This is a genomic window from Bradyrhizobium archetypum, assembly GCF_013114835.1.
GTDB lineage: Bacteria > Pseudomonadota > Alphaproteobacteria > Rhizobiales > Xanthobacteraceae > Bradyrhizobium > Bradyrhizobium archetypum.
In genome coordinates, this window is the sequence record NZ_JAAVLW010000002.1 from 75,504 (window position 1) to 102,027 (window position 26,524).

20 protein-coding genes are annotated in these 26,524 nt (G+C 63.2%); 10 read left to right on the plus strand and 10 right to left on the minus strand.

Annotation, left to right across the window (positions count from 1 at the left end; translation table 11 throughout):
* Positions 1 to 13 precede the first annotated feature (13 nt).
* Positions 14 to 1,645: a GMC family oxidoreductase gene (locus HCN50_RS04870; RefSeq protein ID WP_171708510.1), complete on the minus strand. Its 1,632-nt coding sequence runs from the start codon at positions 1,643 to 1,645 to the stop codon at positions 14 to 16.
* 165 nt (positions 1,646 to 1,810) lie between these two features.
* On the opposite strand from HCN50_RS04870, the gene HCN50_RS04875 reads away from it, so the two are divergent.
* Positions 1,811 to 2,983: a M20 aminoacylase family protein gene (locus tag HCN50_RS04875; RefSeq protein WP_171708511.1), complete on the plus strand. Its 1,173-nt coding sequence runs from the start codon at positions 1,811 to 1,813 to the stop codon at positions 2,981 to 2,983.
* 351 nt (positions 2,984 to 3,334) lie between these two features.
* Here the strand turns inward: HCN50_RS04875 and HCN50_RS04880 are convergent, their stop codons facing one another.
* From HCN50_RS04880 to HCN50_RS04890, 3 genes are read right to left on the minus strand one after another with little or no spacing between them, the layout of a single operon-like run.
* Positions 3,335 to 4,726 carry a carbohydrate porin gene (locus tag HCN50_RS04880; protein ID WP_171708512.1) on the minus strand — a complete coding sequence of 464 codons (1,392 nt, stop codon included), beginning with the start codon at positions 4,724 to 4,726 and terminating at the stop codon, positions 3,335 to 3,337.
* A 17-nt stretch (positions 4,727 to 4,743) separates the two neighbouring features.
* Positions 4,744 to 5,775 (minus strand): transporter, encoded by a 1,032-nt coding sequence (locus tag HCN50_RS04885; RefSeq protein ID WP_171708513.1) that lies wholly within the window; start codon positions 5,773 to 5,775, stop codon positions 4,744 to 4,746.
* 35 nt (positions 5,776 to 5,810) lie between these two features.
* Complete coding sequence (locus HCN50_RS04890; RefSeq protein WP_171708514.1) at positions 5,811 to 7,439, minus strand: inorganic phosphate transporter; 1,629 nt, start codon at positions 7,437 to 7,439, stop codon at positions 5,811 to 5,813.
* Positions 7,440 to 7,717: 278 nt separating this feature from the next.
* Between HCN50_RS04890 and HCN50_RS04895 the strand changes: the two genes are divergently transcribed.
* The gene (locus tag HCN50_RS04895) at positions 7,718 to 8,188 is read left to right on the plus strand and encodes a VOC family protein (protein WP_171708515.1); all 471 of its coding nucleotides are present in this window, start codon (positions 7,718 to 7,720) and stop codon (positions 8,186 to 8,188) included.
* Between the two features lie 257 nt (positions 8,189 to 8,445).
* Here HCN50_RS04895 and HCN50_RS04900 read toward each other — a convergent pair whose 3' ends face one another.
* Positions 8,446 to 9,894, minus strand: coding sequence for a UdgX family uracil-DNA binding protein (locus HCN50_RS04900; protein ID WP_171709171.1), 1,449 nt, complete (start codon positions 9,892 to 9,894; stop codon positions 8,446 to 8,448).
* Positions 9,895 to 10,092: 198 nt separating this feature from the next.
* Here HCN50_RS04900 and HCN50_RS04905 point away from each other — a divergent pair, with 198 nt between their 5' ends.
* Genes HCN50_RS04905 through HCN50_RS04915 form a run of 3 tightly spaced genes read left to right on the plus strand, consistent with a single transcriptional unit; the run spans position 10,093 to position 16,101 of the window.
* Complete coding sequence (locus tag HCN50_RS04905) at positions 10,093 to 10,884, plus strand: ImuA family protein (protein WP_171708516.1); 792 nt, start codon at positions 10,093 to 10,095, stop codon at positions 10,882 to 10,884.
* Positions 10,775 to 12,526, plus strand: coding sequence for a Y-family DNA polymerase (locus tag HCN50_RS04910; protein ID WP_376700252.1), 1,752 nt, complete (start codon positions 10,775 to 10,777; stop codon positions 12,524 to 12,526). The genes HCN50_RS04905 and HCN50_RS04910 overlap by 110 nt, the downstream gene beginning before the upstream one ends.
* 8 nt (positions 12,527 to 12,534) lie before the next feature.
* Positions 12,535 to 16,101 carry an error-prone DNA polymerase gene (locus tag HCN50_RS04915; protein WP_311967547.1) on the plus strand — a complete coding sequence of 1,189 codons (3,567 nt, stop codon included), beginning with the start codon at positions 12,535 to 12,537 and terminating at the stop codon, positions 16,099 to 16,101.
* A gap of 88 nt (positions 16,102 to 16,189) precedes the next feature.
* On the opposite strand, the gene HCN50_RS04920 is transcribed toward HCN50_RS04915, so the two are convergent.
* The 3 genes from HCN50_RS04920 to HCN50_RS04930 form a co-directional block, all read right to left on the minus strand.
* Positions 16,190 to 16,405: a hypothetical protein gene (locus HCN50_RS04920; RefSeq protein WP_171708519.1), complete on the minus strand. Its 216-nt coding sequence runs from the start codon at positions 16,403 to 16,405 to the stop codon at positions 16,190 to 16,192.
* A gap of 188 nt (positions 16,406 to 16,593) precedes the next feature.
* The gene (locus tag HCN50_RS04925) at positions 16,594 to 17,514 is read right to left on the minus strand and encodes a hypothetical protein (RefSeq protein ID WP_171708520.1); all 921 of its coding nucleotides are present in this window, start codon (positions 17,512 to 17,514) and stop codon (positions 16,594 to 16,596) included.
* A gap of 241 nt (positions 17,515 to 17,755) precedes the next feature.
* Positions 17,756 to 18,028: a PilZ domain-containing protein gene (locus HCN50_RS04930; RefSeq protein WP_171708521.1), complete on the minus strand. Its 273-nt coding sequence runs from the start codon at positions 18,026 to 18,028 to the stop codon at positions 17,756 to 17,758.
* A 325-nt stretch (positions 18,029 to 18,353) separates the two neighbouring features.
* Here HCN50_RS04930 and HCN50_RS33415 point away from each other — a divergent pair, with 325 nt between their 5' ends.
* Both HCN50_RS33415 and HCN50_RS33420 read left to right on the plus strand, forming a co-directional pair.
* Positions 18,354 to 18,521: a hypothetical protein gene (locus HCN50_RS33415; protein ID WP_235976786.1), complete on the plus strand. Its 168-nt coding sequence runs from the start codon at positions 18,354 to 18,356 to the stop codon at positions 18,519 to 18,521.
* Positions 18,518 to 18,889 carry a GlcG/HbpS family heme-binding protein gene (locus HCN50_RS33420; protein WP_311967019.1) on the plus strand — a complete coding sequence of 124 codons (372 nt, stop codon included), beginning with the start codon at positions 18,518 to 18,520 and terminating at the stop codon, positions 18,887 to 18,889. The genes HCN50_RS33415 and HCN50_RS33420 overlap by 4 nt, the downstream gene beginning before the upstream one ends.
* A gap of 127 nt (positions 18,890 to 19,016) precedes the next feature.
* Here the strand turns inward: HCN50_RS33420 and HCN50_RS04940 are convergent, their stop codons facing one another.
* Both HCN50_RS04940 and HCN50_RS04945 read right to left on the minus strand, forming a co-directional pair.
* Positions 19,017 to 19,787, minus strand: coding sequence for an SDR family NAD(P)-dependent oxidoreductase (locus HCN50_RS04940; protein WP_171708522.1), 771 nt, complete (start codon positions 19,785 to 19,787; stop codon positions 19,017 to 19,019).
* A 343-nt stretch (positions 19,788 to 20,130) separates the two neighbouring features.
* Positions 20,131 to 20,418 carry a hypothetical protein gene (locus tag HCN50_RS04945; protein ID WP_171708523.1) on the minus strand — a complete coding sequence of 96 codons (288 nt, stop codon included), beginning with the start codon at positions 20,416 to 20,418 and terminating at the stop codon, positions 20,131 to 20,133.
* 158 nt (positions 20,419 to 20,576) lie between these two features.
* Here HCN50_RS04945 and HCN50_RS04950 point away from each other — a divergent pair, with 158 nt between their 5' ends.
* From HCN50_RS04950 to HCN50_RS04960, 3 genes are all read left to right on the plus strand, one after another.
* Complete coding sequence (locus tag HCN50_RS04950; RefSeq protein WP_171708524.1) at positions 20,577 to 21,971, plus strand: CoA transferase; 1,395 nt, start codon at positions 20,577 to 20,579, stop codon at positions 21,969 to 21,971.
* Between the two features lie 175 nt (positions 21,972 to 22,146).
* Positions 22,147 to 23,361: an efflux RND transporter periplasmic adaptor subunit gene (locus tag HCN50_RS04955; RefSeq protein ID WP_376700263.1), complete on the plus strand. Its 1,215-nt coding sequence runs from the start codon at positions 22,147 to 22,149 to the stop codon at positions 23,359 to 23,361.
* A gap of 29 nt (positions 23,362 to 23,390) precedes the next feature.
* Complete coding sequence (locus HCN50_RS04960; RefSeq protein ID WP_171708526.1) at positions 23,391 to 26,516, plus strand: efflux RND transporter permease subunit; 3,126 nt, start codon at positions 23,391 to 23,393, stop codon at positions 26,514 to 26,516.
* Positions 26,517 to 26,524 lie beyond the last annotated feature (8 nt).

Below are 26,524 nucleotides of genomic sequence, written 5' to 3' on the forward strand. Positions count from 1 at the left end.
ATTTCGCGCTTCGTTAGAGGAAGCGGCTATTCGCATCCTCCAAAATCATCGTCGCCCCTTTCTCCGCGATCATCGCCGTCGGTGTGTTGGTATTTCCCGACGTGATTGTCGGCATCACCGAAGCGTCGACGACACGCAAACCGCCGATGCCGTAAAAGCGCAGCCGCTCGTCGACGACAGCCATCGGGTCGTTGGCGGTGCCCATCTTTGCGGTGCCGACGGGGTGGAAGATCGTGGTGCCGATATCGCCGGCGGCCTTTGCCAGTGACTCATCATCGTCGCCGACGCTGGGGCCGGGCAGATATTCGACTGGATGATAGCGTTCGAGCCGCTTCTGCTTCATCAGCCGCCGCGTGGTTCTGATGGCATCGGCTGCGACCTGACGGTCGTCGTCGGTCGAAAGATAATTTGGCGCGATCGACGGCGCTTCGTCGGGTCTTGCCGAGCGGATGCGCACGGTGCCGCGCGAGGTCGGCTGCAGGTTGCAGGCGCTCACCGTGATCGCGGGAAAGCGGTGCAGCGGATCTCCGAACTTGTCGAGCGACAGCGGCTGCACATGAAACTGGATGTTGGCGCGCGCGCGACGCGGATCGGAGCGGGTGAAGATGCCGAGCTGTGAGGGCGCCATGGTCAGCGGCCCGCGGCGGCGGAAGGCATAGTCGAGGCCCATGATGCCGCGTCGGACCAGTGACCAGTAGGTTTCGTTCAACGTGCGGACGCCCTCGACCTTGTAGATCGCGCGCTGCTGCAGATGGTCCTGCAGATTGCGCCCCACGCCCGGTCTGTCGAGCACAACATCGATGCCGATCGGCGACAGCCAGTCGGCGGGTCCGATGCCGGAGCGGTGCAGCACCTGCGTGGAGCCGATCGATCCCGCGCACAACACGACTTCGCCTTTGCTACGCACCTCGACCACTTCATTGCCTTGCAGGAAACGCACGCCCACCGCACGGCCGTTCTCGACGATCAGCCGCTCGACCAGCACGTGCTTTTCCAGCCGCAGGTTGGGACGGTTCAGCACCGGCTTGAGGAAGCCGCGCGCGGACGACCAGCGCCGGCCGCGCTTCTGGTTGACGTGGAAATAGCTCACACCTTCATTGTCGCCGGTGTTGAAATCAGGAATGCGCTTGATGCCCATTTCTTCGGCGGCGTCGCCCACCGCATCGAGCACTTCCCAGGACAGCCGCGGCGCCTCGATGCGCCAGCCGCCGCCAATGCCGTGATGTTCGCTTTCGCCGAGGAAGTGGTCCTCCAGCCGCTTGAACAGCGGCTTGACGTCGTCATAGCCCCAGCCGGTCAGGCCGAGCTGGCGCCAGTGATCGTAATCGGCGGATTGCCCGCGCATCGAGATCATGGCGTTGATGGCGGAGCAGCCGCCGATCACCTTGCCACGCGGATAGGCAAGGGATCGCCCATTGAGCCCGGGCTCCGGCTCGGTCCGGAACATCCAGTCTGAACGCGGATTGCCAATCGCGAAGAGATAGCCGACCGGGATGTGAAACCAGATCCAGTTGTCGTTGCCGCCGGCCTCCAGGATCAGTACGCGGTTCTTCGGGTCGGCCGACAGCCGGTTGGCCATGATGCAGCCGGCGGTGCCGGCGCCCACCACGATGTAATCGAAATCGCCCTCAAGCCGTTTCGGCATTGTTCGTTTCCGCCCGTCCACCTCTCTGTCCTAATAGTCAGACGTGGAAGGCTGGGACAAGCCCGGCATTCTTGCCGGGGCAGCGTGTTCCTTGTGCGTCTTGGGTGGACCGCGGCTTGCATGCTACAAAAGCCTTAGCGTTCCAACTGAGGTTCGAGAAATCCCATGCCCATCGTCAACCGCGTCGCCGATCTGCAACCCGATATTCAGGCCTGGCGCCGCGATATTCATGAAAATCCCGAATTGCTCTACGATGTCCACCGCACTGCAGCATTGGTGGCAGACCGGCTGCGCGAATTCGGCTGCGATGAGGTCGTCACCGGCCTCGGCCGCACGGGTGTCGTCGGCGTCATCAAGGGCAAACAGCCCGGCAGGGGCGAGATCAAGGTGATCGGGCTTCGCGCCGACATGGATGCACTGCCGATCGAGGAACAGACCAATCTTCCTCACACTTCCAAGACGCCCGGCAAGATGCACGCCTGCGGCCATGACGGTCACACCGCGATGCTTTTGGGGGCAGCGCGGTATCTCGCCGAGACCAGGAATTTCGCCGGCGACGCGGTCGTGATCTTCCAGCCGGCCGAGGAGGGCGGGGCGGGCGCCGCCGCCATGATCAAGGACGGGCTGATGGACCGGTTCGGCATCGAGCAGGTCTACGGCATGCATAACGGGCCGGGAATTCCGATCGGCTCCTTCGCCATTAGAACCGGCCCGGTGATGGCCGCGACCGACTCAATCGACATCAAAATCGAAGGGCTCGGCGGCCATGCCGCGCGCCCGAACAAGTGCATCGATTCCGTGCTGGTCGGCTCACAGCTCATCACCGCCCTGCAGTCGATCGTGTCGCGGACCATCGATCCGCTGGACTCCGCAGTGGTCTCGATCTGCGAGTTCCACGCCGGCAACGCGCGCAACGTGATCCCGCAGACCGCCGAACTCCGCGGCACCGTGCGGACGCTGACGCCGGAAGTGCGCGAAACCGTCGAGAAGCGGGTCCGTGAAGTTTGCGAGGGCGTAGCCCGCATGACCGGCGCGAAGATCGACCTTACTTACGAGCGCGGCTACCCCGTCACCAATAACCACGCCGAGCAGACCGAATTCGCCACGCGGGTGGCCAAGGAGGTGGCCGGCGCCCAGAACGTTCACGAGATGCCGCCGCTGATGGGCGCGGAGGATTTTTCCTACATGCTGGAGGCGCGGCCGGGCGCGTTCATCTTCTGCGGCAACGGCGACAGCGCTGGGCTGCATCACCCCGCCTATGATTTCAACGACGAGGCGATCGTGTACGGCACCTCGTATTGGATCAAACTGGTCGAGAACAAGCTGGCGGCGGCGTAGCCACTTCAACTGCGATTGCACCTGAAGTTCGACGACGCATCAAGGAAGGCCTGTATCTTCAGTGCAGGCCTTCTCTATTTGCCGCTAGAGTATGATGATTCTTGGTCAGATAAGTTGGCCGCAGGCGCGCTTCACCTCTCCCGGTTGCGGGGGGAGGCTTAGGCCACCTTCGGTGGCCGTCCTCTGAGACGCCGAGGCAAAGCCTCGGCTATGGCGAAGCGCCTGGTGGGAGTTCTCTCCACTCGGGCAGTGTCGCCCGTGGAGACACCCCACCCCGACCCTCCCTCGCGAGCGGGAGAGGGAGCGCACCTTCTTCGTGAGCGGCTGGCATGGTAAGGCAACTCGCCGCGCTCAATACCTGACCGTCGTGGTCACGCCGAACACGGCGGCGTCGCCGATCCGCGACAGGCCGGTCGGAGCGTTCGGACTCGGGATGCCGCCGGAGGGACGGAACACATATTGGAAATACGGAGCGAGTAGCCAACCGGGCTTGAGGTGGGCCTCGTAGATCAACTCAAGCAGCGTCTCATTGCTGCGCACTAGGCTTGGCAAGCCGGAAAATAACCTGACGTCACGGTCTAGATTTCGTGTGGAGTGGGAAATCCGCATGTAGGCCACCGCCATCCCGAGCCGATCGACCGGACGGCCGGCGATCAGGCCGCTGACGCCGATGCCGCCGTCGGCATAAAGGTCGATCAGGTTTCGATCGGGCGGGCTATAGGCGATCCGCGCGAACGCCGTCACTCCCGGCAGCGAAGCTGACGCACCCTTTTCGGTTGCGCCCGGCGGGCGGTAGAGCGTCTGCTCGACGACGGCGAAGATGCCGAAATTGCCGCGAAGTTTGGCGGCGATACCGGAGCCGTTGGGGTCCGCGATCGACAACCCCTGTGCTGTGAAACGCTGGTCGTCGAATTGCCCGGTGTGGCGCCAGGCTCCCGGGGTGAAATTGCCGGGGAGAGTCCTTCCCGCAAAGTCGAGGTCATAGCTTAAGCGCACCTGTCCGATGAACCATGGCGGGTCGTTCACCCGAAACGCCATGCCATGGTTATCGCGAAGCTGCGGATCACCTTCGCCCGACCGTGCGGCATTGCCGTTGAACACCGCGCCGAACAGGGTGACCTGGTCCGAGAGGGTCGCCTTGACGCGAATGCCGGGCACTGCGATCGGCGGTGCCGGACCGCCGGCCGGAAGGTTATTGGCCTTGTTGGCGGGCCAGCCGAACGTTCCATTGATGAAGAGATCGTCGGTTTGGCTGTCGAAGAACTCGACGTCCGCCGCCTGTTGCCCGATCCTGATGCTGAGCGCATTGCTGTAGAAGCTTTGCTCGAAATAGGCGTTGTAGAGGCGTGCCTCGGGCAGCGCCTCGATCTCGCTGATGGTGGCGAGGTTGTGGACGTAGTTGCGCGACAATCCGCGGCCGTAGATGCCGAGCGCATTGACGTAGAACCTGCCGCCGGTCCAGCCGGCTAGTTTCTCCAGATCGCCGTCGGCCGAGAGGTCAAAGCGGCCGAAATGGATGGCGCCGCGGCGCGATCCTCCCGAGACATTTGTAATGTTGTCGCCGATCCAGATTGCGCCGAAATTCAGTCCCTTGGAGGCAAGCCCGTCATGCCATTCATTGTACCATTTTGGCGCGAGCCATTCGGCGGCGGATTCATCCTTGGCGCCGGCGGACGCGCCTGAACTTGCCATGGCGGCTGCAAGATAGGCTGCCGATATCGCCAATCTACGCAACGCGAACATCTGCGGTGATCCCGCCGCTACCTGATGATGCCGACGCGCTTCATGATGAGATAGGCGGCAAGCGAGGAGAGAACGATCAGCAAGGCCGCCCACAGGAAGGCCGTTTCGAGATCGCTGAACGGCAGCCCCTTGGTGTTCATGCCGAAAACGCCGGTGACGAGCGTCGGTGGCAGCAGCAGCGCCGTCAGGATCGAGAGCACTCTGATATTGTCGTTGCCCTGCTCCTCGATCTTCAGATGAAGCTCCTCCTGCAAGAGCCGGCTGCGCTCGCGCATCTCGACAATGGTGTGATCGAGGCCGTCGAGGCGCTGGGCGAGCTTGCCGGCGCGCAGCCGCAGCGCAGGCTTCAGATCGTCGAGATGCTTGTGCTCGAACCGGTGGAGGACGATCCGCAGGCCCGACAACTGCCGATGCAGGCGGCCGCAGGTACGGCGCAGGCGGCCGAGCTCTTGGCGCTGGTCTGCCGTAGAGTCCGACAACACCTTTTCCTCGACGCCGTCAAGGGCCTGTGCCACGCGATCTGCGATGCCGTCCATGGTGTCGGCGACGTGCTCGACGATCGTCTCAAGCAGCGCGGCGGCGCTGTCGACGCGATGGCCCGCCTCGAGCGCGCGCCGGGTGGCGTCGACCGCGCACAGTGCATGATGCCGGCCGCTGACCAGGATCTGCTCGGTCATGACGAACCGGAGATATCCGGTGTCCTCGGTTGCCTCGCCGACGTCGCGCAACAGATCCGAGATCACGCCATAGACGCAGTCCTCGACGGTGTGAAGTTGCTGGTAATTGTCCTTTGAGAGCAGCAGTGCCCGCGCTGGCGCCGGAACTCCGAGGTTGGCCGGCGTCAGCCACTGCAGCGCGCGGGCGTCAGCCAGATTGAAATGCAGCCAGAGCAGCCCATCCTGGGAAAATGGAATGGGCCGGTCGACCGGAAGCGATTCCGGCACGCCGTCCGCATGGATGCGGAATGCCCAGACCAGCCCCGCGATCGGCGATGACCGCGCCGTGCCGTCCCGGGATGGAGAAAGCGCGGCGGCCGGTTGATCCTGCATCGAACACCTTCCGTTTCCGGGCGGCTCGGTAGTGTTCAGAACAGATTCGAGAACAGCACGTACAGGCTTGCCGACAGGCAGATCGCGGCCGGCAGCGTCAGCACCCATGCCATCAGGAGATTGCGAACCGTCGCCATCTGCAGACCAGAGCCGTTGGCCGCCATCGTGCCGGCGACGCCGGAAGACAACACATGGGTGGTGGATACGGGCAGGCCGAACACATCGGCGACGCCGATCGTGGAGGCGGCAACCATCTCAGCGGATGCGCCTTGCGCATAGGTCAGATGCGACTTGCCGATCTTCTCGCCGACGGTGATGACGATCCGCTTCCAGCCGATCATGGTGCCGAGGCCGAGCGCGATCGCGACCGCGATCTTGACCCAGATCGGGATGAACTTGGTCGCGCTGTCGAGCGAGCCCTTATAGGCCTTGAGGGTGTCGACTTCTTCCTTGCTCAGGTCGTTTTCCTTGTCCTTCATCAGGAAGCGGATGGCTTCCGACGTCAGGTACATGTCGTTGCGGGTGTTGCCGACGGCCTCCGCCGGCACCTTGTTCAGCGTACCGTATTTCTGGACCTGATCGCCGACGTCCTTCACCAGCACGGCCAGCGAAGGGTAGGTGCCTTCGCTGATCTTGCGAGCGGAGACGTATTGCGTCACCGCCGGTCGCGGATCGCCGATGATGCTGTGGCCGGCGCCCTTGGCGGCGATCACCTTGGAGGCGGCGTCCGAGGTCTTCTGGAACTGTGCCACCTGGGATTCCGGCAGCGCGCGGTTCAGCGCGTAGGCGGTCGGGACCGTGCCGATCAGGATCAGCATGATCAGGCCCATGCCCTTCTGGCCGTCGTTGGAGCCGTGCGCAAAGCTGACGCCAGTGCAGGTTGCGATCAGGATGCCGCGGATCCACAGCGGCGGAGCCTTGTTGCCTTCGGGCGCGGCGTACAGCGCGGGATTGCGGACGATGAACTTCAATGCCAGCAGCAGGATCGCCGCCATGCAGAAGCCGAACAGTGGCGAGAGCAGCAGCGCGTAGCCGATCTCGGTCGCCTTGCTCCAGTCGACCCCCGAGGTGCCGTCGCGGCCGCGCATCAGCGCATTGGCGATGCCGACGCCGATGATCGAGCCGATCAGCGTGTGCGAAGAGGATGCCGGCAGGCCGAAATACCAGGTGCCGAGATTCCACATGATGGCGGCGATCAGCAGCGCGAACACCATCGCGAAGCCGGCGCTGCTTCCGACCTGCAGGATCAATTCCACCGGCAATAGCGAGACGATGCCGAACGCAACCGCGCCGGAAGAGAGCAGCACGCCAAGGAAATTGAAGAAGCCCGACCACATCACGGCGAATTCCGCCGGCAGCGAATGGGTGTAGATCACGGTCGCGACCGCATTGGCGGTGTCATGGAAGCCGTTGACGAACTCGAAGCCGAGCGCGATCAGGAGCGCCACGAACAGGAGAATGTAGGGCAGGTAAGTGGTGACGCGCATGCCAGTCGCGTCAATGTCGACGTAGATGCTGTAAGCGACATACAGCATCCCGGCGGCGAGGATGCCGCTGAAAAGGATCAGGGTCAGCGGATTGAAACCCTTGTCGAGGTTCGGTCGCGAAGCCGGCTGGACAGACGGCGCGTCGCCCATCGATGAGTTGAGTGCAAGATCGGTCATTCTGACCCCCGTCAAAAGAATACGATGAGAGGTGGTATTTTTGACCGACGCACTTGAAGGTTAGATGACAGGGTGGCGGTAGCTGGTGGGTCCGACACTGGGAGCGTTGGCGCGGCAACGGCTATGTGCTGGTTATGTCGGCCGCTTCCCCTTGGAATCGTTAGACATCATCGCGAACCTCGGAAAATTTCATCGCAGATGTCGGGAGCCATCCTTTTCATCCGTCTTTGGAACGAAAGCAGCCGTGTGCGCGGCTGCTATTTGACAAAGGAGCGTCGATGAAGGTTACACAGCATCTCTGGTTCGAGAAGGACATGGAGGCCGCGATCGGCTTCTACACCTCGCTGATCAGCGGCTCGTCAATCCAATGGGTCTCGTCGCTGCCTGCCGAGAGCCCGAGCGGCCCCGCCGGCAGCGTCAAGATCGCGGCCTTCAACCTGGGCGACCAGCGCTACATGGCGATCGAGGCGGGTCCTCTCGACCCGTTCAACCACAGTTTTTCGATCATGATCGAATGCGACACGCAGGCCGAGATCGATCGCTTGTGGGATGCCTTGCGAGAGGGCGGCAGGATCGAGCAATGCGGCTGGCTACAGGACCGCTGGGGGCTCTTCTGGCAGATTGCGCCCAAACGGCTCGTCGAATTAATGAACGATCCCGATCCCGCCAAAGCCAAGCGCGTTTCGGAGGCCATGCTGAAGATGGTCAAGTTCAATATTGCGGAATTGGAGGCCGTGGCGAGCGGGTAGAAACGCCAGCGCGGTCCGTGCAGTGCAGTGCACCGTCAGGAGGCACTGGATGACGTGGGTCGCGCGCTGCACGGCGCCGGGGCTGGAGGTAGGGAACCGCGCAGCGCGTCGACCATGCGGGAGCGTCGTAGCGTGACAAACGTCCCACATCCCTTGAGAATGCGATTGTGCCCTCTATCAATTAATGGTTGCAAGTGAAATTATCAATTTTTCCCGTGATATTTCACCAGAAATTGCGGCTACCGGATTGGCGGATTTCAGGCCGCACGTGCCGATTTTCGCAGCGCCTCGGCGGCTATTTTGAGATCCTGCACAAAGCGCTGGTATTCCCGCGCCTTGGATTCCGCATCTGGCAATCGCAATAGATAGGACGGGTGTACCGTCACCAGCGCCTGTGTTCCGTCATCGAGACCGATCGTGCGACCGCGGTTCTTGTTGATCGGGGTAATTTTCCCAAACACGCTTTGCGCCGCAGTGGCGCCCATCGCCACCACCAGGTCGGGTTTGATCGCGGCCAGCTCGCGCTCATACCATTGCCGGCATGCCTTGATTTCCGGCGTGTTCGGCTTCTGGTGCAGGCGGATCTTTCCGCGCGGCACGAACTTGAAATGCTTCACCGCGTTGGTGACGTAGACCTTGCGGCGGTCGATGCCGGCTTCTTCCAGCGCACGGTCGAGCATTTGTCCCGCCGGACCGACGAAGGGTTTTCCGGCGATGTCTTCCTTGTCGCCGGGCTGCTCGCCAACCAACATGATCCGCGCCGTTTGCCGGCCTTCGCCGAACACGGTCTGGGTCGCATGCTTGTAGAGATGGCAGGCGCGGCAATCGGCGGCTTCCTCGCGCAGTGTCTCGATATCGTCGGCTTGTTTGCGGGGCATTTCGTTTGCCTTGTCGCTGGCTCCGATCGGTTCCCGCCGTTTCTGCGGTTCTGTCGCCGCATTTACGATCATCGCGCTGGCGGTACGTCCGGTACATTCGAGCAGGGGGTTAATCGATGAAGCCTCTGGTGGGTTCCGCCAGTATTTCCGCGGCATCTCGTTCCGCATCGCCTGCACTTTCAGCCGGGCTGGATTGAAAATGCAGGCGCAGTAGCGCCGCCAGGTTTCCTCCAGCCGGTCCGGGGGCGGGGCTTCGCCCGTGGCGACGCCCGGCGTGATCGAGACGATGTAGCCATCCCAATGCGCGCAGACGTCAGGCGTCAGGATCGACCAGGGCATGTCGGCGAAACGGCGCGCAAAGAACGGCGCGGCCAGTTCGACGATGTGGTGCTCCGGCTCGAACCAGGCAACGAAGTGCGATTTCTGCTCGCGGCCGACTTCGCGAAAGCGGACCAAGGCGTGCATCCTGTGCTCGTCGCAGCGCGCCGCTTTTGCCATGGCGGTAGCCTCAGCCACGTCGGGATCGGTGGCGATCGCGAGCAGGTCGTGGTTTTGCCGCAGCCGCCACAGCAGGCGATAGAGCAGGGCGAACCGCTCCCGGTTGCGGTGCAGGATCGCGATTTCAGCCAGTTCGATGAATTTGGCCGGTACGTTGAACGTGCCATGGGGCGGTTCAAGCGGCAGATTCGTGGGCTCGAACAGTTCGGGCGCATCGTCCGCCACGCGCCAGGTCACGTCGGACGGTTTGACATCGTTCAGCGCCAGTGCGCGGGCCGCTGTGCGCCAGCCGTCGAAATCGGTTTCGCTGTTGAGGGTGATGATGCGCATGTCATACTCTTCGTTCTCGTTTTCAAAATCCAGCCATTCGAATCCCTTTGATTCCACTCATGAATCCACAAAGTGTCGATCTCGATTGACTCTGCCGGTGCTGTTAGCTTTATATTAGAACATACCATGAACAAATGGGCCAGCCGCGAGTTCACTTAGGGAAGAAGCGGCAAAGGCCAAATCCTGAAGGAGCGGCGCATGAGCACCGCACGCATGAGCACGCTTGCGACTTTGCGCGGGAGCATCGAGCGCCTGGAGCAGGGCGGTGCGCATGACCTTAACAAGGTCACACTCGGCCATGACGCAGCGGATTCTGTGTTGCAAGGCGGGCTTGCGCTATCAGCGGTGCATGAAGTGTTCGCCGAAGGCCACCAGAGCGCATCGGCAACCGGCTTCATCGCAGGCCTCGCGGGGAGGGTATCGCCGCGCCGGCCGCTGGTCTGGGTACGGCAGGATTTTTCGGCAATTGAATCCGGCGCGCTGTCGATCAGCGGACTATGCGAATTGGGTCTTGATCCGCGGCTGCTCGTGACCGTGCGCGCACCCGATACCGATGCAGCGCTGCGGACCGCCGCCGACGCGCTGGCCTGCGATGCGCTCGGTGCCGTCGTGCTCGAAGTCTGGGGCCAGGCGCGCCAACTCGATCTCGTCGCCAGCCGCAAGCTCACACTGGCCGCTGCAGCCTTCGGCGTCACCGCATTGCTATTGCGGATGGCGGCGGAGCCGCGGCCTTCGACGGCGGAGACAAGATGGATCGTCCGCGCGGCGCATTCGCCGCCTTCAGCTCCATGGAATGCATGGGGCGCGCCAGTGTTCGACGCGCAGCTCGTTCGTAACCGTCATGGCCCGGTCGGCCGTTGGATCATGGAATGGAATTGCGATGAGTGCCTATTCAGTGAACCGGCGTCGCATCCTCAGCCTGTGGCTGCCACGCCTGCCCATCGACCGCATCACGCGGCGGCTTATGCAGGTCAGCGCCGCGCAAGCTGACGCGCAAAGACTGGACGGGCTCCCTCTCCCGCTTGCAGGGGAGGATTGGGATGGGAGTGTCGGCGCAAATGACACTGTTCGTGTGGAGAGAGCCCCCACCCGCATCACATCTTGCGATGCGATGCGACCTCCCCCGCAAGCGGGGGAGGTGAAACAAGTCTTCCCCTCCGTCGTCGTCGCCAAGCAGCACAACGCCATCCTGATCCATTCGCTCGATGAGGCCGCCGTTCGCGCCGGCCTCTCGATCGGCCTGCCGCTCGCCAATGCCCGCGCGATCTGCCCCGAGCTGACGGTGTACGACGCGGACGAAGTCGCCGATCGCAAGACGCTCGAGGACATCGCCGACTGGTGCGACCGCTTCACGCCGCTGGTGGCGCTCGATCCGCCGTATGGGCTCTATCTCGACATCACCGGCTGCGCCCATCTGTTCGGCGGCGAGCGCGCGCTGCTGCAGATCGTGAGCGGCGCGCTCGGCCGCCGCGGCTTCGCGGTCAGCGCCGCGATTGCCCCCACCGCGATCTGCGCCCGCACGCTGACGCGCCACGCCTCCGGAAAGATCGTCGCCGATGGCGGGGAGGCGGAAGCGGTCAGCCCATTGCCGGTATCGGCACTCGGCGCGGATGATGCCATCACCGCCGGCCTGCGCCGCGCCGGGCTAAAGACCATCGGTGACGTCGCCTCGCGAGGTCACCACGAAATCACCGCGCGGTTCGGCGCGTCCTTCACGGCACTGTTGCAGCAGGCGCTGGGGCAGGGCGATGGCCCGATCAGTCCGCGAAAGCCGCTGCCGGATTACATCGTCGAAAAGCGCTTTCCCGATCCGGTCGCCACCGATACCGTAATCGCGCTCAATCTGTCCGCGCTCGCCCACATGCTGGTCACGGCGATGGACAAGCAGGGCAAGGGCGCACGAAAGCTGGAAGCAAGTTTTTTCCGCACCGACGGCGCGGTGCGCACGATTACGGTCGAGGCCGGACGCCCGGTAACGAAGCCGGAAGTGATCGACCGTCTGTTTCGCGAGCGGCTAGAGGCGCTGAGCGATCCCCTCGACCCCGGCTTCGGCTTCGATCTAATCAGACTCTCCGCCAGCCGCACCGAAATCGTGGTGCAGCAGCAGCGCGACCTCGACGCCAACGTCCATGATAATGACGAGCTGTCCGCGCTGATCGACCGCATTGCTGCGCGCATCGGCGGAAAACGCGTCGTCGTGCATCTGCCCGAGGATACCCACATCCCTGAAAGCGCCGTGCAGGCGGTGGCGGCGCAGCATCATCTAGCGGCCGCCGCGCAGGCCGCATGGCCCGAGCGTATCGAGGGCGAGCCGCCGCTGCGCCCGTTGCGGCTGTTCGATAAGCCGGAGCCGATCAAGGTGCCGTTCGCAACCGTGCCCGACGGCCCGCCGCACCAGTTCACCTGGCGCCGCGTCACCCACGCGGTGGTGCGGGTGGAGGGTCCCGAACGCATCGCGATGGAATGGTGGAAACAAAACGGCGACGGCCCGACGCGGGATTACTTCCGCATCGAGGATGAAGCGGGCCTGCGCTTCTGGATCTTTCGCGATGGGCTCTATGACGGCGAACCGGCGGAGGCGGAAGACGAAGCCGTTCCGCCCCGATGGTTCGTGCACGGGCTGTTCGCATGAACGCCCCGGTGACCATTCCCGGTTATGCCGAGATCGGCATCACCACCAATTTCTCGTTTCTGCGTGGCGGCTCCGATCCGCGCGCCTATGTGCATCAGGCAAGCGAACTCGGTATCCCTGCGATCGGCATCGCCGACCACAACACGCTGGCCGGCGTGGTGCGCGCCTACAAGGAGCTCGACAATCCCGAGGTCAAGCACGAGCCAAAGCTCCTGATCGGGGCGCGGATCGTCTTCATCGACGGCACGCCCGACATCCTGGTCTATCCGCGCGACCGCGCCGCTTACGGCCGGCTCTGCCAATTGCTGACCCGTGGCAAGCGCGGTGACGACATCACGCGGATCGAGAAGGGCGAGTGCCATCTGAGGTTCGCTGATCTCCTTGATTTCACCGAGGGTCAGCTTCTGGTGCTTTCCCTGCCGCACCGCTTCGACGCGGAAGGCGCGCAGAAAATTCTCGAACGCCTGAAAAATTCCAAGGCTGATGGCGTCTGGCTCGCCGCAAGTCTGCTTTACCGCGGCGACGACCGGCGTCGCCTCTCGCGGCTGCATCGCATCGCGCTAACAGCAAAAATCCCGCTGCTTGCGACCAATGAGGTGCTGTACCACCATCCCGCCCGCCGCCGGCTGCAGGACGTGCTGACCTGCATCCGGGAGAAGACCACCATCGATGCGATCGGCCGGCGGCTCGAGGCCAATGCCGAGCGCTACCTGAAGCCGGCCCATGAAATGGCGCGGCTGTTTCGCGATTTGCCTGAGGCAATCACCGAAACCATGCGCTTTGCTTCTCGCATTTCATTTTCGCTCGACCAGCTCAAATACCAGTATCCGGACGAGCCGGTGCCGCCGGGCAAGACCGCGCAGGAGCACCTCGAAGACCTCACCTGGGCCGGCGTCGACAAATATTTCGGCGGCGTGATCAGCGAGACGCTGCGCGCCACCTTGCGCAAGGAGCTCGATCTGATCGCCGAATTGAAATACGCGCATTACTTCCTGACCGTGCACGATATCGTCCACTACGCGCGCAGCCAGCACATCCTCTGCCAGGGGCGGGGCTCGGCGGCGAACTCCGCCGTCTGCTACGTGCTCGGCATCACCTCGGTCGATCCGACCAAGGTCGATCTGTTGTTCGAACGCTTCATCTCCAAGGAACGGCTGGAGCCGCCCGATATCGACGTCGATTTCGAGCATTCGCGGCGCGAGGAGGTGATGCAATATGTCTACCGCCGCTACGGCCGCCATCGCGCCGCGATCATTGCCACCGTCATCCATTACCGTCCGCGCAGCGCGATCCGCGATGTCGGCAAGGCTCTGGGGCTGACGGAAGACGTCACCGCGGCGCTCGCCGATACCGTGTGGGGAAGCTGGGGCAAGGGCCTCAACGAGATGCAGATCCGCCAGGCCGGGCTCGATCCGCAAAATGCAATGGTCGAGCTCGCCGTCGAACTGGCCACCGAATTGATCGAATTCCCCCGCCATCTGTCGCAGCATGTCGGCGGCTATGTGCTGACGCAGGATCGGCTCGACACCTATGTGCCGATCGGCAACGCAGCGATGGACGATCGCACCTTCATCGAATGGGACAAGGACGACGTCGATGCGCTCAGTATGATGAAGGTCGACGTGCTGGCGCTGGGCATGCTGACCTGCATCCGCAAATGCTTCGACCTGATCGCCGACCACAAGGGCGAGCGCTGGGAGCTCGCCACCGTCCCGCAGGATGAGAAACCGGTTTACGACATGCTGTGTCGCGGGGAATCGCTCGGCGTGTTCCAGGTCGAAAGCCGCGCGCAAATGAACATGCTGCCGCGGCTGAAGCCGCGCACCTTCTACGATCTCGTCATTGAAGTGGCGATCGTGCGTCCCGGCCCGATCCAGGGCGACATGGTGCATCCGTATCTGCGGCGGCGGAACGGCCAGGAAAAGGTCAGCTACCCGTCGCCGGCGCCCGACCAGGGCCCGGCCGATGAATTGTATCGCGTGCTGCACAAGACGCTCGGCGTGCCCCTGTTCCAGGAACAGGCGATGCGGATCGCAATCGAGGCGGCCAAGTTCACATCCGAAGAGGCCAACGGCCTGCGCCGTTCGATGGCGACGTTCCGCAACCTCGGTACCATCGGCACGTACGAGAGCAAGCTGATCGGCAACATGGTCGCGCGCGGCTACGATCCTGAATTCGCCAAAAGCTGCTTTGACCAGATCAAGGGGTTTGGCTCTTACGGCTTTCCGGAAAGCCACGCCGCAAGCTTTGCGCAACTCGTCTATATCTCGTCATGGCTGAAACATTGGCATCCCGACGCCTTCTGCTGCGGCCTGCTCAATTCGCAACCGATGGGCTTCTATGCCCCAGCGCAGATCGTCGGCGACGCCCGCAAGAACGGCGTCGAGGTCCGCGAGATCGACGTGTCCTTTAGCTTTGCCCAGAACACGCTGGAGGAGGGTGAGGGGAAGTACTGCGCCGTGCGCCTCGGCTTCCGCCAGATCGACGGCTTTCACTGGCTCGATGAGGATGAGGAGCGGTTGAAAGGAATGCAGATATCGTTTCGGGATGCGTTAAAGCCAGAAGTCTCCTTGGCCAGCCGCACGGGGACAGTGCTCCCTCTCCCGCTTGCGGGGGAGGGTTGGGGTGGGGGTGCCTCCACGAGTCACGCGGCTCGTATGGAGAGAGCCCCCACCCGGATCGCATCTATCGATGCGATCCGACCTCCCCCGCAAGCGGGAGAGGTGAGGGGTGCCCGTGGATCAGCCACTGTGGAAACAAAAGACTGGGCCGATCGCATCGTCGCCGCGCGCAACCGCCGTCCCTTCACCTCGCTGGAGGAGTTCGCGCGCGACACCGGCCTGCCCAAGCGCGCGCTGATCCTGCTCGCCGACGCCGACGCCTTCCGCTCGATCGGGCTCGACCGCCGCGCGGCGCTGTGGGCGGTGCGGCGGCTGCCCGACGACGTGCCGCTGCCGCTGTTTCAGGCCGCGGTCGCCCGCGAGCAGCCCGACGAGAATGCCAAGCCGCTGCCGGAGATGCCGCTGCCGGAGCAGGTGGTCGCCGACTACCAGACAGTCCGGCTATCGCTGAAGGGCCACCCGATGGAATTCTTGCGCGAGCGGTTTACCAAAGAGCGCGTCGTCGCCTGCAGGGACGTCAACCATAAGAACGAGAAGCGCCGCGTCCGCTGTGCCGGCGTGGTGCTGGTGCGGCAGCGTCCGGGCAGCGCCAAGGGCGTCGTCTTCATGACTCTGGAGGACGAGACCGGCATCGCTAATATCGTGGTGTGGCCCAAGGTGATGGAGCAGTACCGGAAAGAGGTGATGGGCGCGCGCCTAATCCTGGTCGAGGGCTATATCCAGAGCAGCCCGGAGAACGTGACGCATCTGGTGGCGCAACGGATGTTCGACCGCTCCCACGACCTGATCGGCCTCGCCAATGAGGCGCTGAGCCGCAAGCATCCGGTGCCCGCAGGGCCTGCGCTGGCCGAGCCGCTCAACGATGATCGCCGCGATCATATTGAGACGCCCGCACAGAAAATCCGCCACCCGCGCGACGTCCGGATATTGCCGCCGTCACGGGATTTTCATTAGAGCGTTTTCAAGCGAAGTGGACACCGGTTCGCGTCAAGAAAATGCGTCAAAACAAGAATCTAGAGCCCGCCGATCCCTTGCTTTCGGCCTACCAGTAGATCAATCCACTTGTCGCCGTTCCGGCTCCACTTCTCGTAAACATAGCTGCGAACCGCTGCTTTTCGGCGCAATGCGCAGCCAGAGCATCGTAGAACTTTGCCTCCATGAAAGGGACGTGTTCCTTGCTGGCGGATGCCGCATCAGCAGTCGCTGATATCAGCGCACTGATCTGGCGTATCAGCAGATCGTCTGTCGATAGCTGCATAACCTCCTCCTCCGATCACGCTTCAGACCAGATGAGATTCCTGATTTCGGTTTACCGCAAGTCAGAAAACCAGCGGAACCGTAGAGGCTGGCCGCGACAGATTGCCCGCGCCTCACTGAGCGTTACGGAGAAAGGGTCAATCTCCGGCTCTCCTGCACGACGGCGCAAAGTTTCAGGAGAGGCTGGTGTTACCGCGGGCTGCCGGCGATCGGCGCGCTCGATGCTCTGCTCGTGATCGCAGCCTGCGTGCGGTATTGCGGCAGATGATGCTCGAGCGAGTAAAACACGCACAGCGCCAGGCTGGACCAGACCGCCAGGCTGAAATAAAGCGCCATCCAGGTCATCTCTTCCTTCCATTCGGCGATATCATGCGTCACGACCCAGCGCGTGCTGACATCGCGCAGGCCCTCGCGCGGCGTCAGACGCTTGTCTCCATCAGCATCTCCGGTCCGCCAGCGCTTGAAATACATCGGGACGTCGATCGTCATGAGAAATGCCAGAAAGCATGCAATGCCCCCGATGGCGACGATGAGGATTACGCGAACGACACCGTTGAATTCCGGAAGCAGGCGGCAAAGCGCGACGCCGATGGCGAAGAAGGCAACTGCCCACAGCGAATTCTCGATCGCATTGCCGAGATAGTTTCGGGTCAGCACCGCATACCATGACAGACATTCCGCGATCAGGATCAGCGGCACGATTATCCACGCAACGTTCAGGACCGTATCCGCGCCGGTCATCGTGCCGAGATGGTGGAGGATGATCGCCCACTGGACGACGAAGCAGACCTCGGCAACGGTCGCCACGGAACGTCCGACCATGACGCTCGACAGCCAGGTGTCGACCAAGCAGATCCGCTGCACATCCGCGCGTGGCAGAAACGACCTGAAGGCGCAGCCGAACACATAGGCCGCGCAGAACAGCAGCATGATTCCGATACTGGATGCGCCGCTGCTGCCAGCATTGCCGGACTGGACGGGAAGCTCGCGGTACAGCACGAACCAGGCGGCGATATTGACGCCGCTCACCACCGTCAACAGGCCCCACCACCAGGACACGGGATTCGACCAGGCCAGGGAACCTGACCGCGCCTGCCATTCCAAGCTCATCCGCCGCTCCGCCGTAATCGAACTGACATCTGACTGTAATAATACAGTCATACGTCAAGGCCAATCACGACAAGAGTAGGGCGGCGGACAAGGGGATTATGACAGCCGGGCCGATTGAGCCCATTGAGCCCGCGACTTCAGAGGTACAGGCGATTAAGCGAGGCCTTGCCGCGAATTCGTCATGCCCGGGCTCGTCCCGGCCATCACGACAAAATAAAGCCAACTCAGAGCGGTCAGACTCTCAAGACAAGAACTTCACGCCATAGGTCTTGCCGCGGCGCCAGACTACTTCGCACGATTGGCGCGTCGAGTGTTCGGGCACCAGCGCCAATTCAAAACTGTCCCTGACATCGAACGCCGCGTCAGTCGCGATCTTGGCCCCGCCGGGCGAGACGTCCAGCACGACGCATTCGATCTTGGTCATCCCATTGTCGATCGTCATCCATGTTGGCCGTTTGCGCAGTTGGCGACGTGGTTCGCGCTGCACTTTTGTCCTTTGCTCGTCGACAATCATCGTGGTCATCCGTCATTAGACCCAGTCGGCCGGGTCATCGAAGCGGGCGCCACTGTGAAGGTAACTTCGTAAAGTTCCCTTAGCTTTTCGATTCAAATTGACCGGTTTAGGTCGCGAGTTGCAAGCCGAGTTCGCGCAACCAGCCGCGGCTGGCAGCGCGTTGGGGAAATCCATTACTGTTTTCGCGACCGCAGCAAACCGGCGCGGCATGCGCACGCGCAAAGCGAGTTTCAACCATGCCGAAAAACGCCTAGTGTTGATGTCAGCCGGGCAACGCCAGGGAAGGCCCGGCGCAACATAATCAATACCCCTTGGGGAGGAAGACATGCGTCAGAATACTTTGGCGATCCTTGCAGCGTGCGCGGCCGTGGCGTTCTACGGCGCGGCTCGTGCCCAACAGCCAGCAGCCACGCCGGCGACGGTGCCGGACCAGATGCCGTTCGACATCCCTATGGAAATTCGATCACCGCCGATCGCGCTGCCGACGTCGTGAAGGCGGTCGTCGCCGAAGCGACGAAATCTCCCCGCAACTGGAAGCTCGCGATCTCCGTCGTCGATACACATGGCGATCTGGTTTATTTCTACAAGATGGACAACACGCAGCAGGCGTCGGTGACGATCTCGCAGAACAAAGCCCGCACCGCGGCGCGCTATCGGCGCCCGACGCAGATCTTCAACAACGCGATGCAGACGCCTGCGGGAGCCTATATCGCCACGCTGGAGGCGCCTTCCCCGGCCGCATCTCCCGGCGGCTTCCCGCTTGTCGAGGGCGGCAAGATCATCGGCGCGGTCGGTTGCAGCGGCGCGACCGGCGACCAGGATGGTGTGGCATGCAAGGCCGGCGCTGATACGATCAAGTAGGCGAGGCCGCGTGCTCTCTCCGTCATTCCGGGGCGCGCGAAGCGCGAACCCGGAATCTTGAGCCGCATCTCAGCCGTGAAATGGATTCCGGCTTCAGCCCTGCGGGCTGTTTGACGGCACCCCGTCGTCAAAAATTCACCCGGTTCGAGATCGCGCCGTCGACGACGAGGTTTGAGCCGGTGGTGAACGAGGACGCGGGGCTTGCCAGGAACACGGCCGCATTGGCGATTTCCTGCGGCGTTGCCATCCGGCCGGTCGGGTTGCGCGCCAGCGCATCCTGGTAGCGTTTCGGCATGTCCTGCTCGACCATGTTCCAGATGCCGCCCTTGAAATAGACCGTGCCCGGCGACACTACGTTGACGCGGATTTTCTTGCCCGCATGTTGCCGCGCCAGCCCCTTGGCCATGTGGATCAGTGCCGCCTTGATCGGGCCGTATGAGCTGGCCGCGTCGGCCTGTGCGGCGGAAACCGATGAGATGATAATGAACGCCGCATCGCCGGTTTTGCCGCCGCTGGCCTCGAGGAAGGGCTGCGCGGCCTCGAACGCGTTGACGGCGCCGAGCACGTCGAGCCGAAAGTTTTGCTCCCAGGAGGCAGGATCGAACCCTTGCGCCATCGCGCCGGCATTGGAAAACACCATGTCGATGCTGCCGAGCTCGCGGGCCGCGTCCACTATCCAGGATTTCAGCGCGGCCGGGTCGGTGATGTCGACCGATGAGCCGGCGGCGCGCGCGCCAAGCGCTTTCAGCTCGCTAACGGTGCCCGCGACCTGATCGGCGTTGCGGGCGCAGACGGCAATACCCGAGCCTTCACCGGCAAGCGTTTCCGCAATCGCCCGCCCGATACCGCGCGTGCCGCCGAGCACGACGGCGTTTCTGCCTTTCAAGCCCAAATCCATTTTTTGTTTTTCCTTGTTGGTCCGCAGTGCATTGTAGCGGTGAAGGTAACGCGTGAGAAAGCTCAAAGTGCGAAGGGCGCTGCGTAGGTTAGGCAAGGGCGCGATAGCGCCGTACCCACCATCCATCCGCCCACGCTGCCGGATGGGTAGGCACGCGATCGCTTTGCCCATACGCTCGGACGCCACGCGTCGCGAGATCGCAAAACTGTATCCAGCGTCATTGCGAGCGCAGCGAAGCAATCCATCGATCCCCGCGCCGAGACATGGATTGCTTCGCTGCGCTCGCAAGGACGCGGATGGGCCGCAGCGTGTCGGATCTAGGCGGCGCGGAGGGAGAGATTACCTACTCCGGAGCAGCCCCCACGGGCGGGCCTCCGGGTGGGCTGTGCAGGAAGGTGATCGTCGCGTAGGCGCCTACCCACGAACCGAACGCGGCGAAGGCAACATACATCCAGTTCTCGGTGTAGCTGATGACGGCGTAGGAGGAAAGCAGATACCAGACGCTGCTCCAGGTCGCCGCCGGCACGCGCTTGCGTGCGACCACCGCCGAGGTGAACATGACATAGACCGCATCCGTTGCCGCGGTCGCAAGGAAAACGGCTCCCGCCGTCAAGGGATCGATGGCGGCCATTGCAACTCCTTCCGTGGGCGAGGACGTAGCCCGCATGAAGCGAAGCGCAATCCGGGAGCGGCCTGTCCGCTTGCGAGATCGTGCTCGGATTTCGCTTGCGCTCCATCCGGGTACGTTGCGTGCGATTGAAAAGGAAACGTTACGGAAGCGACACGCCGATGCAAAGCCCCCGCGAAATCCTTTCTGATATCTGGACCTCTGCCGGCGGCGAGGCGTCCGCGCCCGACGCGCTGATGCTCACCGGCGCGGAGCCGCAATTGCCGTCCTCGTTTCGCGTTGCTGCCGCCGCGCAGGTCAGCATTGCCGCCAGCGCGCTCGCCGCGGCCGAGATCTGGAAAATGCGCAGCGGCGAGGCGCAAGAGGTTGCGGTTGACATGCGCCATGCCGTGGTCGAATGCCGGAGCGAGCGTTACCTTCGCGTCGACGGCAAGCCGCCGCCGCCGGCCTGGGATGCGATCGCTGGCGTTTACAAGACCCGCGATGGCTTCGTGCGGCTGCACACCAATTTTCCGCATCACCGCGACGCCGTCTGCAAGGTGCTGAACTGCGAGCCGGAGCGCGAGGCGGTTCAGGCCGCGCTGATGCAATGGGATGGCGAGGCGTTCGAGACCGCGGCCTATGCGAGCGGCGCCGTCGTCGCCTTCATGCGCTCCCATGCCGAATGGTCGGAGACACTGCACGCCAAGGCGCTCGCCGGATTACCGCTGGTCTCGATCACGAAGATCGGCGAGGCCGCATCAAAGCCGTGGCCCGCGGGCGAGCGGCCGCTCGCCGGCATCCGCGTGCTCGATCTGTCGCGGGTGATCGCGGGTCCCGTCGCGGGGCGAACGCTTGCCGCGCATGGCGCCGACGTGCTGCTGATCTCCGGCCCCGAGCTGCCGGCGATCCCGTGGCTGACCATCGATACCGGGCGCGGCAAGCTGACGAGCTTTGTCGAACTGAAGGACGAGCAGGGGCGAGCGACCTTGCGCGGCCTGCTAAGGGAGGCGGATATTTTCTCGCAAGGCTACCGGCCGTATGCGATCGCCGGCCTCGGCTTCGCGCCGGAAGATGCGGCGCGCATCAATCCCGGCATCATTTATGTCACGTTGTCGGCCTATGGTGCCGCTGGTCCGTGGGCGGAGCGGCGCGGCTTCGACTCGCTGGTGCAGACCGCGACCGGTTTCAACCATGCCGAGGGGCAGGCCGCCGGCATCGGTGGACCGAAGGAATTGCCGGCGCAGATGCTTGACCACGCCACCGGTTACTTCATGGCGTTCGGCGCCATGATGGCCAAGGCACGGCAAGCGCGTGAAGGCGGCAGTTGGCACGTCCAGGTGTCGCTGGCGCAGACCGGACGCTGGCTGTGGAATCTCGGCCGGGTCATGGGCGGGCTCGGCACCCGTGATCTTACGGGGGAGGCGGTGATGCCGTTCATTGAGGAAGTCGATTCAGGTTTTGGTGCGCTGGGGGTGGTCCGGCATTCCGCGATTTTGTCGAAAACGCCGGCATTTTGGGCCCGTCCGGCCATGCCGCTCGGCACCCATCCGCCGCAATGGCCGGTGCGCGAATGAGGCGGTCGGCCCCGATCAACTCCGGTTCGCCAAACTTTAACCTCGCCGCCAGGCCGATTTTCGATTTTTAGGTTGTCTAAAAGGTCAATTGGGCACTATTAGCGGGTAAGTGAGACAAATCGTCGCTGAGTGGTTCCGGGCCCGGATGCTGAACGTGTTTTCCAAGCAATTGCAGATGGTTACCCGGAGGCGGCTGGCGTTGGTCGCCGGCCTGTTGACCGTCATCGGCGCGGGCGCTTATGGCTACGCCCAGATCGGCGGTCCCAAGCGCGGGCATTCGGAAATCTCGAGCCAGTCGCGCAAGGGGCTGCAGCGCTACACGCCGAGCGCAGCTGAATGGGCCAGTCTGACCATTCAACCCGTCACCGAACGCGGCTTCCGCGCCGAACACGTCACCGAAGGCAAGATCGCAATCGACGAAGATCGTTCGACGCCGGTGTTCTCGCCTTACGCGGGACGCGTCACCAGGCTACTGGCCAAACCGGGCGACACTGTCGTCAAGGGCCAGCCGCTGTTCGTGATCGAGGCCGCCGACAACATTCAGGCGCAAAACGACTTCATTGCCGCGATGAGCGCGATGAACAAGGCGAAATCCGCGCTTGAGCTGGCCGAGTTGCAGGGACAACGCGCCAAGGATCTGTTCGAGGGCAAGGCGGTTCCGCTGAAGGATTATCAGCAGAGCCAGGCAACGCTGATCCAGGCGCAGAACGACATGCGCGCTGCGCAGACGGCGATGGAAGCGGCGCGCAACAAGCTGCGCATTCTCGGCCTCACCGATGAAGATATCGCGACCTTTCAGGAAAAGGGCCGCATCAATCCCGAGACCACCATCTTCGCGCCGATCGGCGGCACCGTCGTCCAGCGCAAGATCGGCCCCGGCCAGTTTATCAATGCCGGCGCCAGCGATCCCGTCTACGTGATCGGCGATCTCTCCACCGTCTGGCTGACGGCCTTTGTCCGCGAGAGCGATTGCGCCAACGTCGCGGTCGGGCAGGACGTGACCTTCAACGTGCTGGCGTTGCCGGGCCGCTCGCTTTCGGCGCGGATCAATTACGTCGCCACCGCGATCGATCCGGCGACGCGGCGGCTGCTGGTCCGCGCCACCATCGACAACAAGAACGGCACGCTGAAGCCGGAGATGTTCGCCAATGTGACGATCTATTCGGCTGGCGACCGTCCGGCGGTCGGTGTGCCGAAACAGGCGCTGATCTACGAAGGCGACCAGGTTCGCATCTGGGTCGCGCATGCGGACAAGACCATTGAACTGCGTCAGATCAAGCCCGGCCTAACCAATGGCGATCTCGTCGAGGTGGTCGGCAATTTGAAGCCCGGCGAGCAGATCGTCACCAAGGGCGCCCTATTCATCGACCGGGCCGCATCCGGTAGCTGATGCCTCGCTCATTGAAAGCTTCGATCTGAATGGATCGCCTGGTCGCCCTAGCAATCAGCCGCCGTTATTTGATGGTCGGCATGTTCGTCGCGGTGCTGGTCGGCGGCCTGATCGCGTTCAAGCAGCTCAACATCGAGGCCTATCCCGATCCGACCCCGCCGATGGTCGACATCGTGACGCAAAGCCCGGGCCTGTCGTCGGAGGAGATCGAACGCTACATCACGATCCCGATCGAGACCCAGGTTGCCGGCATCAAGAACCTGCGCACCATCCGCACCATCTCGCTGTACGGCCTGTCCGACGTCAAACTGCAATTCTCCTTCGACTACACCTATGAAGAGGCGCTGCAGCAGGTCCTGAACCGCCTGGCGCAACTGCCGCCGCTGCCGGGCAATGTGCAGCCGACCATCTCGCCGCTCAGCCCGATCGGTGAGATCTTTCGCTACCGCCTGAAAGGCCCGCCGAATTACAGCGTGCTCGATCTCAAGACGCTGCAGGACTGGGTGCTGCAGCGCCGCTTCCGCGCTGTGCCGGGCGTGATCGACGTCACCGGCTGGGGCGGCAAGACCAAGACCTATGAGCTGCAGGTCGACTTCAACAGACTGGTCGCCAACGGGCTGACGCTGCCGCAGGTGCTGCAGGCCGTCGGCAACGCCAACATCAATGTCGGCGGCAACACCGTCAATATCGGCGCGCAGTCCGCCGTGGTACGCGGCGTCGGCCTGATCCGCTCGATTGACGATCTCAACAACACGATGGTGTCGCAGTCCGGCGGCAATCCGGTGCTGGTGCGCGACATCGCCCAGGTCACAATCGGGGAGAAGCCGCGGCTCGGCATCGCCGGCCTCGACCAGGACGACGACATCGTGCAGGGCATCGTTCTGATGCGGCGCGGCGAGCAGAGTTCGCCGACGATTGCTCGCGTCGAAAAACTGGTTCACGACATCAACAATTCCTCGATCCTGCCGCCGGGCGTGAAAATCGAGCGGATCTACGACCGCAAGGATCTGATCGACCTCACCACCCACACCGTGCTGCACAATATGGTGGTCGGGATCATCCTGATCGTGCTGCTGCAGTGGGTGTTCCTCGGTGACCTCCGCAGCGCGCTGATCGTCGGCGCGACGATCCCGTTCGCGCTGTTTTTCGCCGTCATCATCCTGGTGCTGCGCGGCGAATCCGCCAACCTGCTTTCGGTCGGCGCGATCGATTTCGGCCTGATCGTAGACGCGACCGTGATCATGGTGGAGGCGATCTTCCGGCGGCTGACCCAGACGACGGCGCTGTCGGAAGCCGAGCGGAGCCACATCTCCTTCGAAACCACCATGGGGATGAAGAGCCACGCCATCCTGTCGGCGGCCGCCGATGTGTCGCGCTCGATCTTCTTCGCCGCCGCCATCATCATCGCCGCCTTCCTGCCGCTGTTCACGCTGAGCGGCGTCGAAGGCAATATCTTCGGGCCGATGGCGCGCACCTACGCCTACGCGCTAGCGGGAGGTTTGCTCGCGACGTTCACGATCACTCCGGCGTTGAGCGCGATCATCCTGCCCTCGCATCTGGAGGAAGCCGAGACCTGGATCGTGAAGCAGCTCGACCGGCTGTACGTGCCGGTGCTGAAGTGGGCGATTAGCAACCGCAGGATCGTGCTCACCGGCGCCGCCGGTCTCGTCCTGCTGACCATCGTGTTCGCGCGGATGCTCGGACTGGAATTCCTGCCCAAGCTGGAAGAGGGCAATTTGTGGATCCGCGCCACGCTGCCGCCGACCATCTCGCTGCAGGAAGGCAACGCCTACGTCAACGAGATGCGCCGGATGATCCGCGCGCGGCCCGAGGTGGAATCTGTGGTGTCGCAGCACGGCCGCCCGGACGATGGCACCGACGCCGCCGGCCTCTTCAATGCCGAATTCTTCGCGCCGCTAAAGCCCAGCAGCGAGTGGCCCGGCACCCGCGACAAGGACGAGCTGACAGCGCAACTGCTCGGGCAGTTGCAGGACAAATTCCCGGGCGTCGAATTCAACTTCTCGCAATATCTGCAGGACAACGTCTCGGAGGCGGTGTCGGGCGTCAAGGGCGAGAACTCGATCAAGCTCTACGGCAACGATCTACAAGCGCTGACCGATACGGCCAACAAGATCAAATCCGTGCTCGGCACGGTGGCCGGCGTCACGGATCTCGCCGTGTTCACCTCGCTCGGCCAGCCGACGATCCAGATCGATATCGACCGCGCGCGGGCGGCGCGTTACGGCCTCTCGCCCGGCGATATCAACGCCACCATCAAGGTCGCGGTCGGCGGCGACAGTGCCGGCGATCTCTATGAGCCCGGCAGCGACCGGCATTTCCCGATCATCGTTCGCCTCGCGCCCGAATACCGCAAGAGCGCGGAGGCGATCCATAACCTGCGCATCGGCGTGGCGGGGCAGGGCGGGTCGATCACCCAGATCCCGCTCAGCGAAGTTGCCTCGATCAACCTGATCTCGGGCGCCGCCTATATCTACCGCGAAGGGCAGGAGCGCTATTTGCCGATCAAGTTCTCGGTGCGCAATCGCGACCTCGGCAGCGCGATCCATGAAGCGCAGGACAAGGTCGCCGAGCAGGTCCAGCTTCCGCCGGGATCGCGGATCGAATGGGTCGGCGAGTTCGGCAACCTGAAGGACGCCATCCGGCGGCTGTCGATCGTGGTGCCGATCAGCCTCGCGCTGATCGGCGTATTGTTGTTTTTCAATTTCGGTTCGATGGTCGACACGCTGCTCGCGATGAGCGTGATCCCGATGGCGATCTTCGGCGGCGTGCTCGGATTGCTGATCTCGGACATTCCTTTCAGCGTCTCGGCCGCGATCGGATTTATCGCGCTGTTCGGCATCGCCGTGATGGACGGCATCATCATCCTGTCGCAGTACAATCAGCTAATCGACGAAGGCTACGAGCGGATGCGCGCGGTGATCCGTACCGGCGAGCTGCAATTGCGGCCGGTGCTGATGACTTGCGTGGTGGCGGGCGTCGGACTGCTGCCGGCGGCGATATCGGAAGGGATCGGTTCGCAGGTGCAAAGGCCGCTGGCGATCGTCGTCGTCACCGGCATGATGCTGGCGCCGCTCGTCATCCTGGTGACGCTGCCGGTGCTGATCTCGGTGTTCTCGCGCCGCGCGCGGTTATAGCCGGGTTG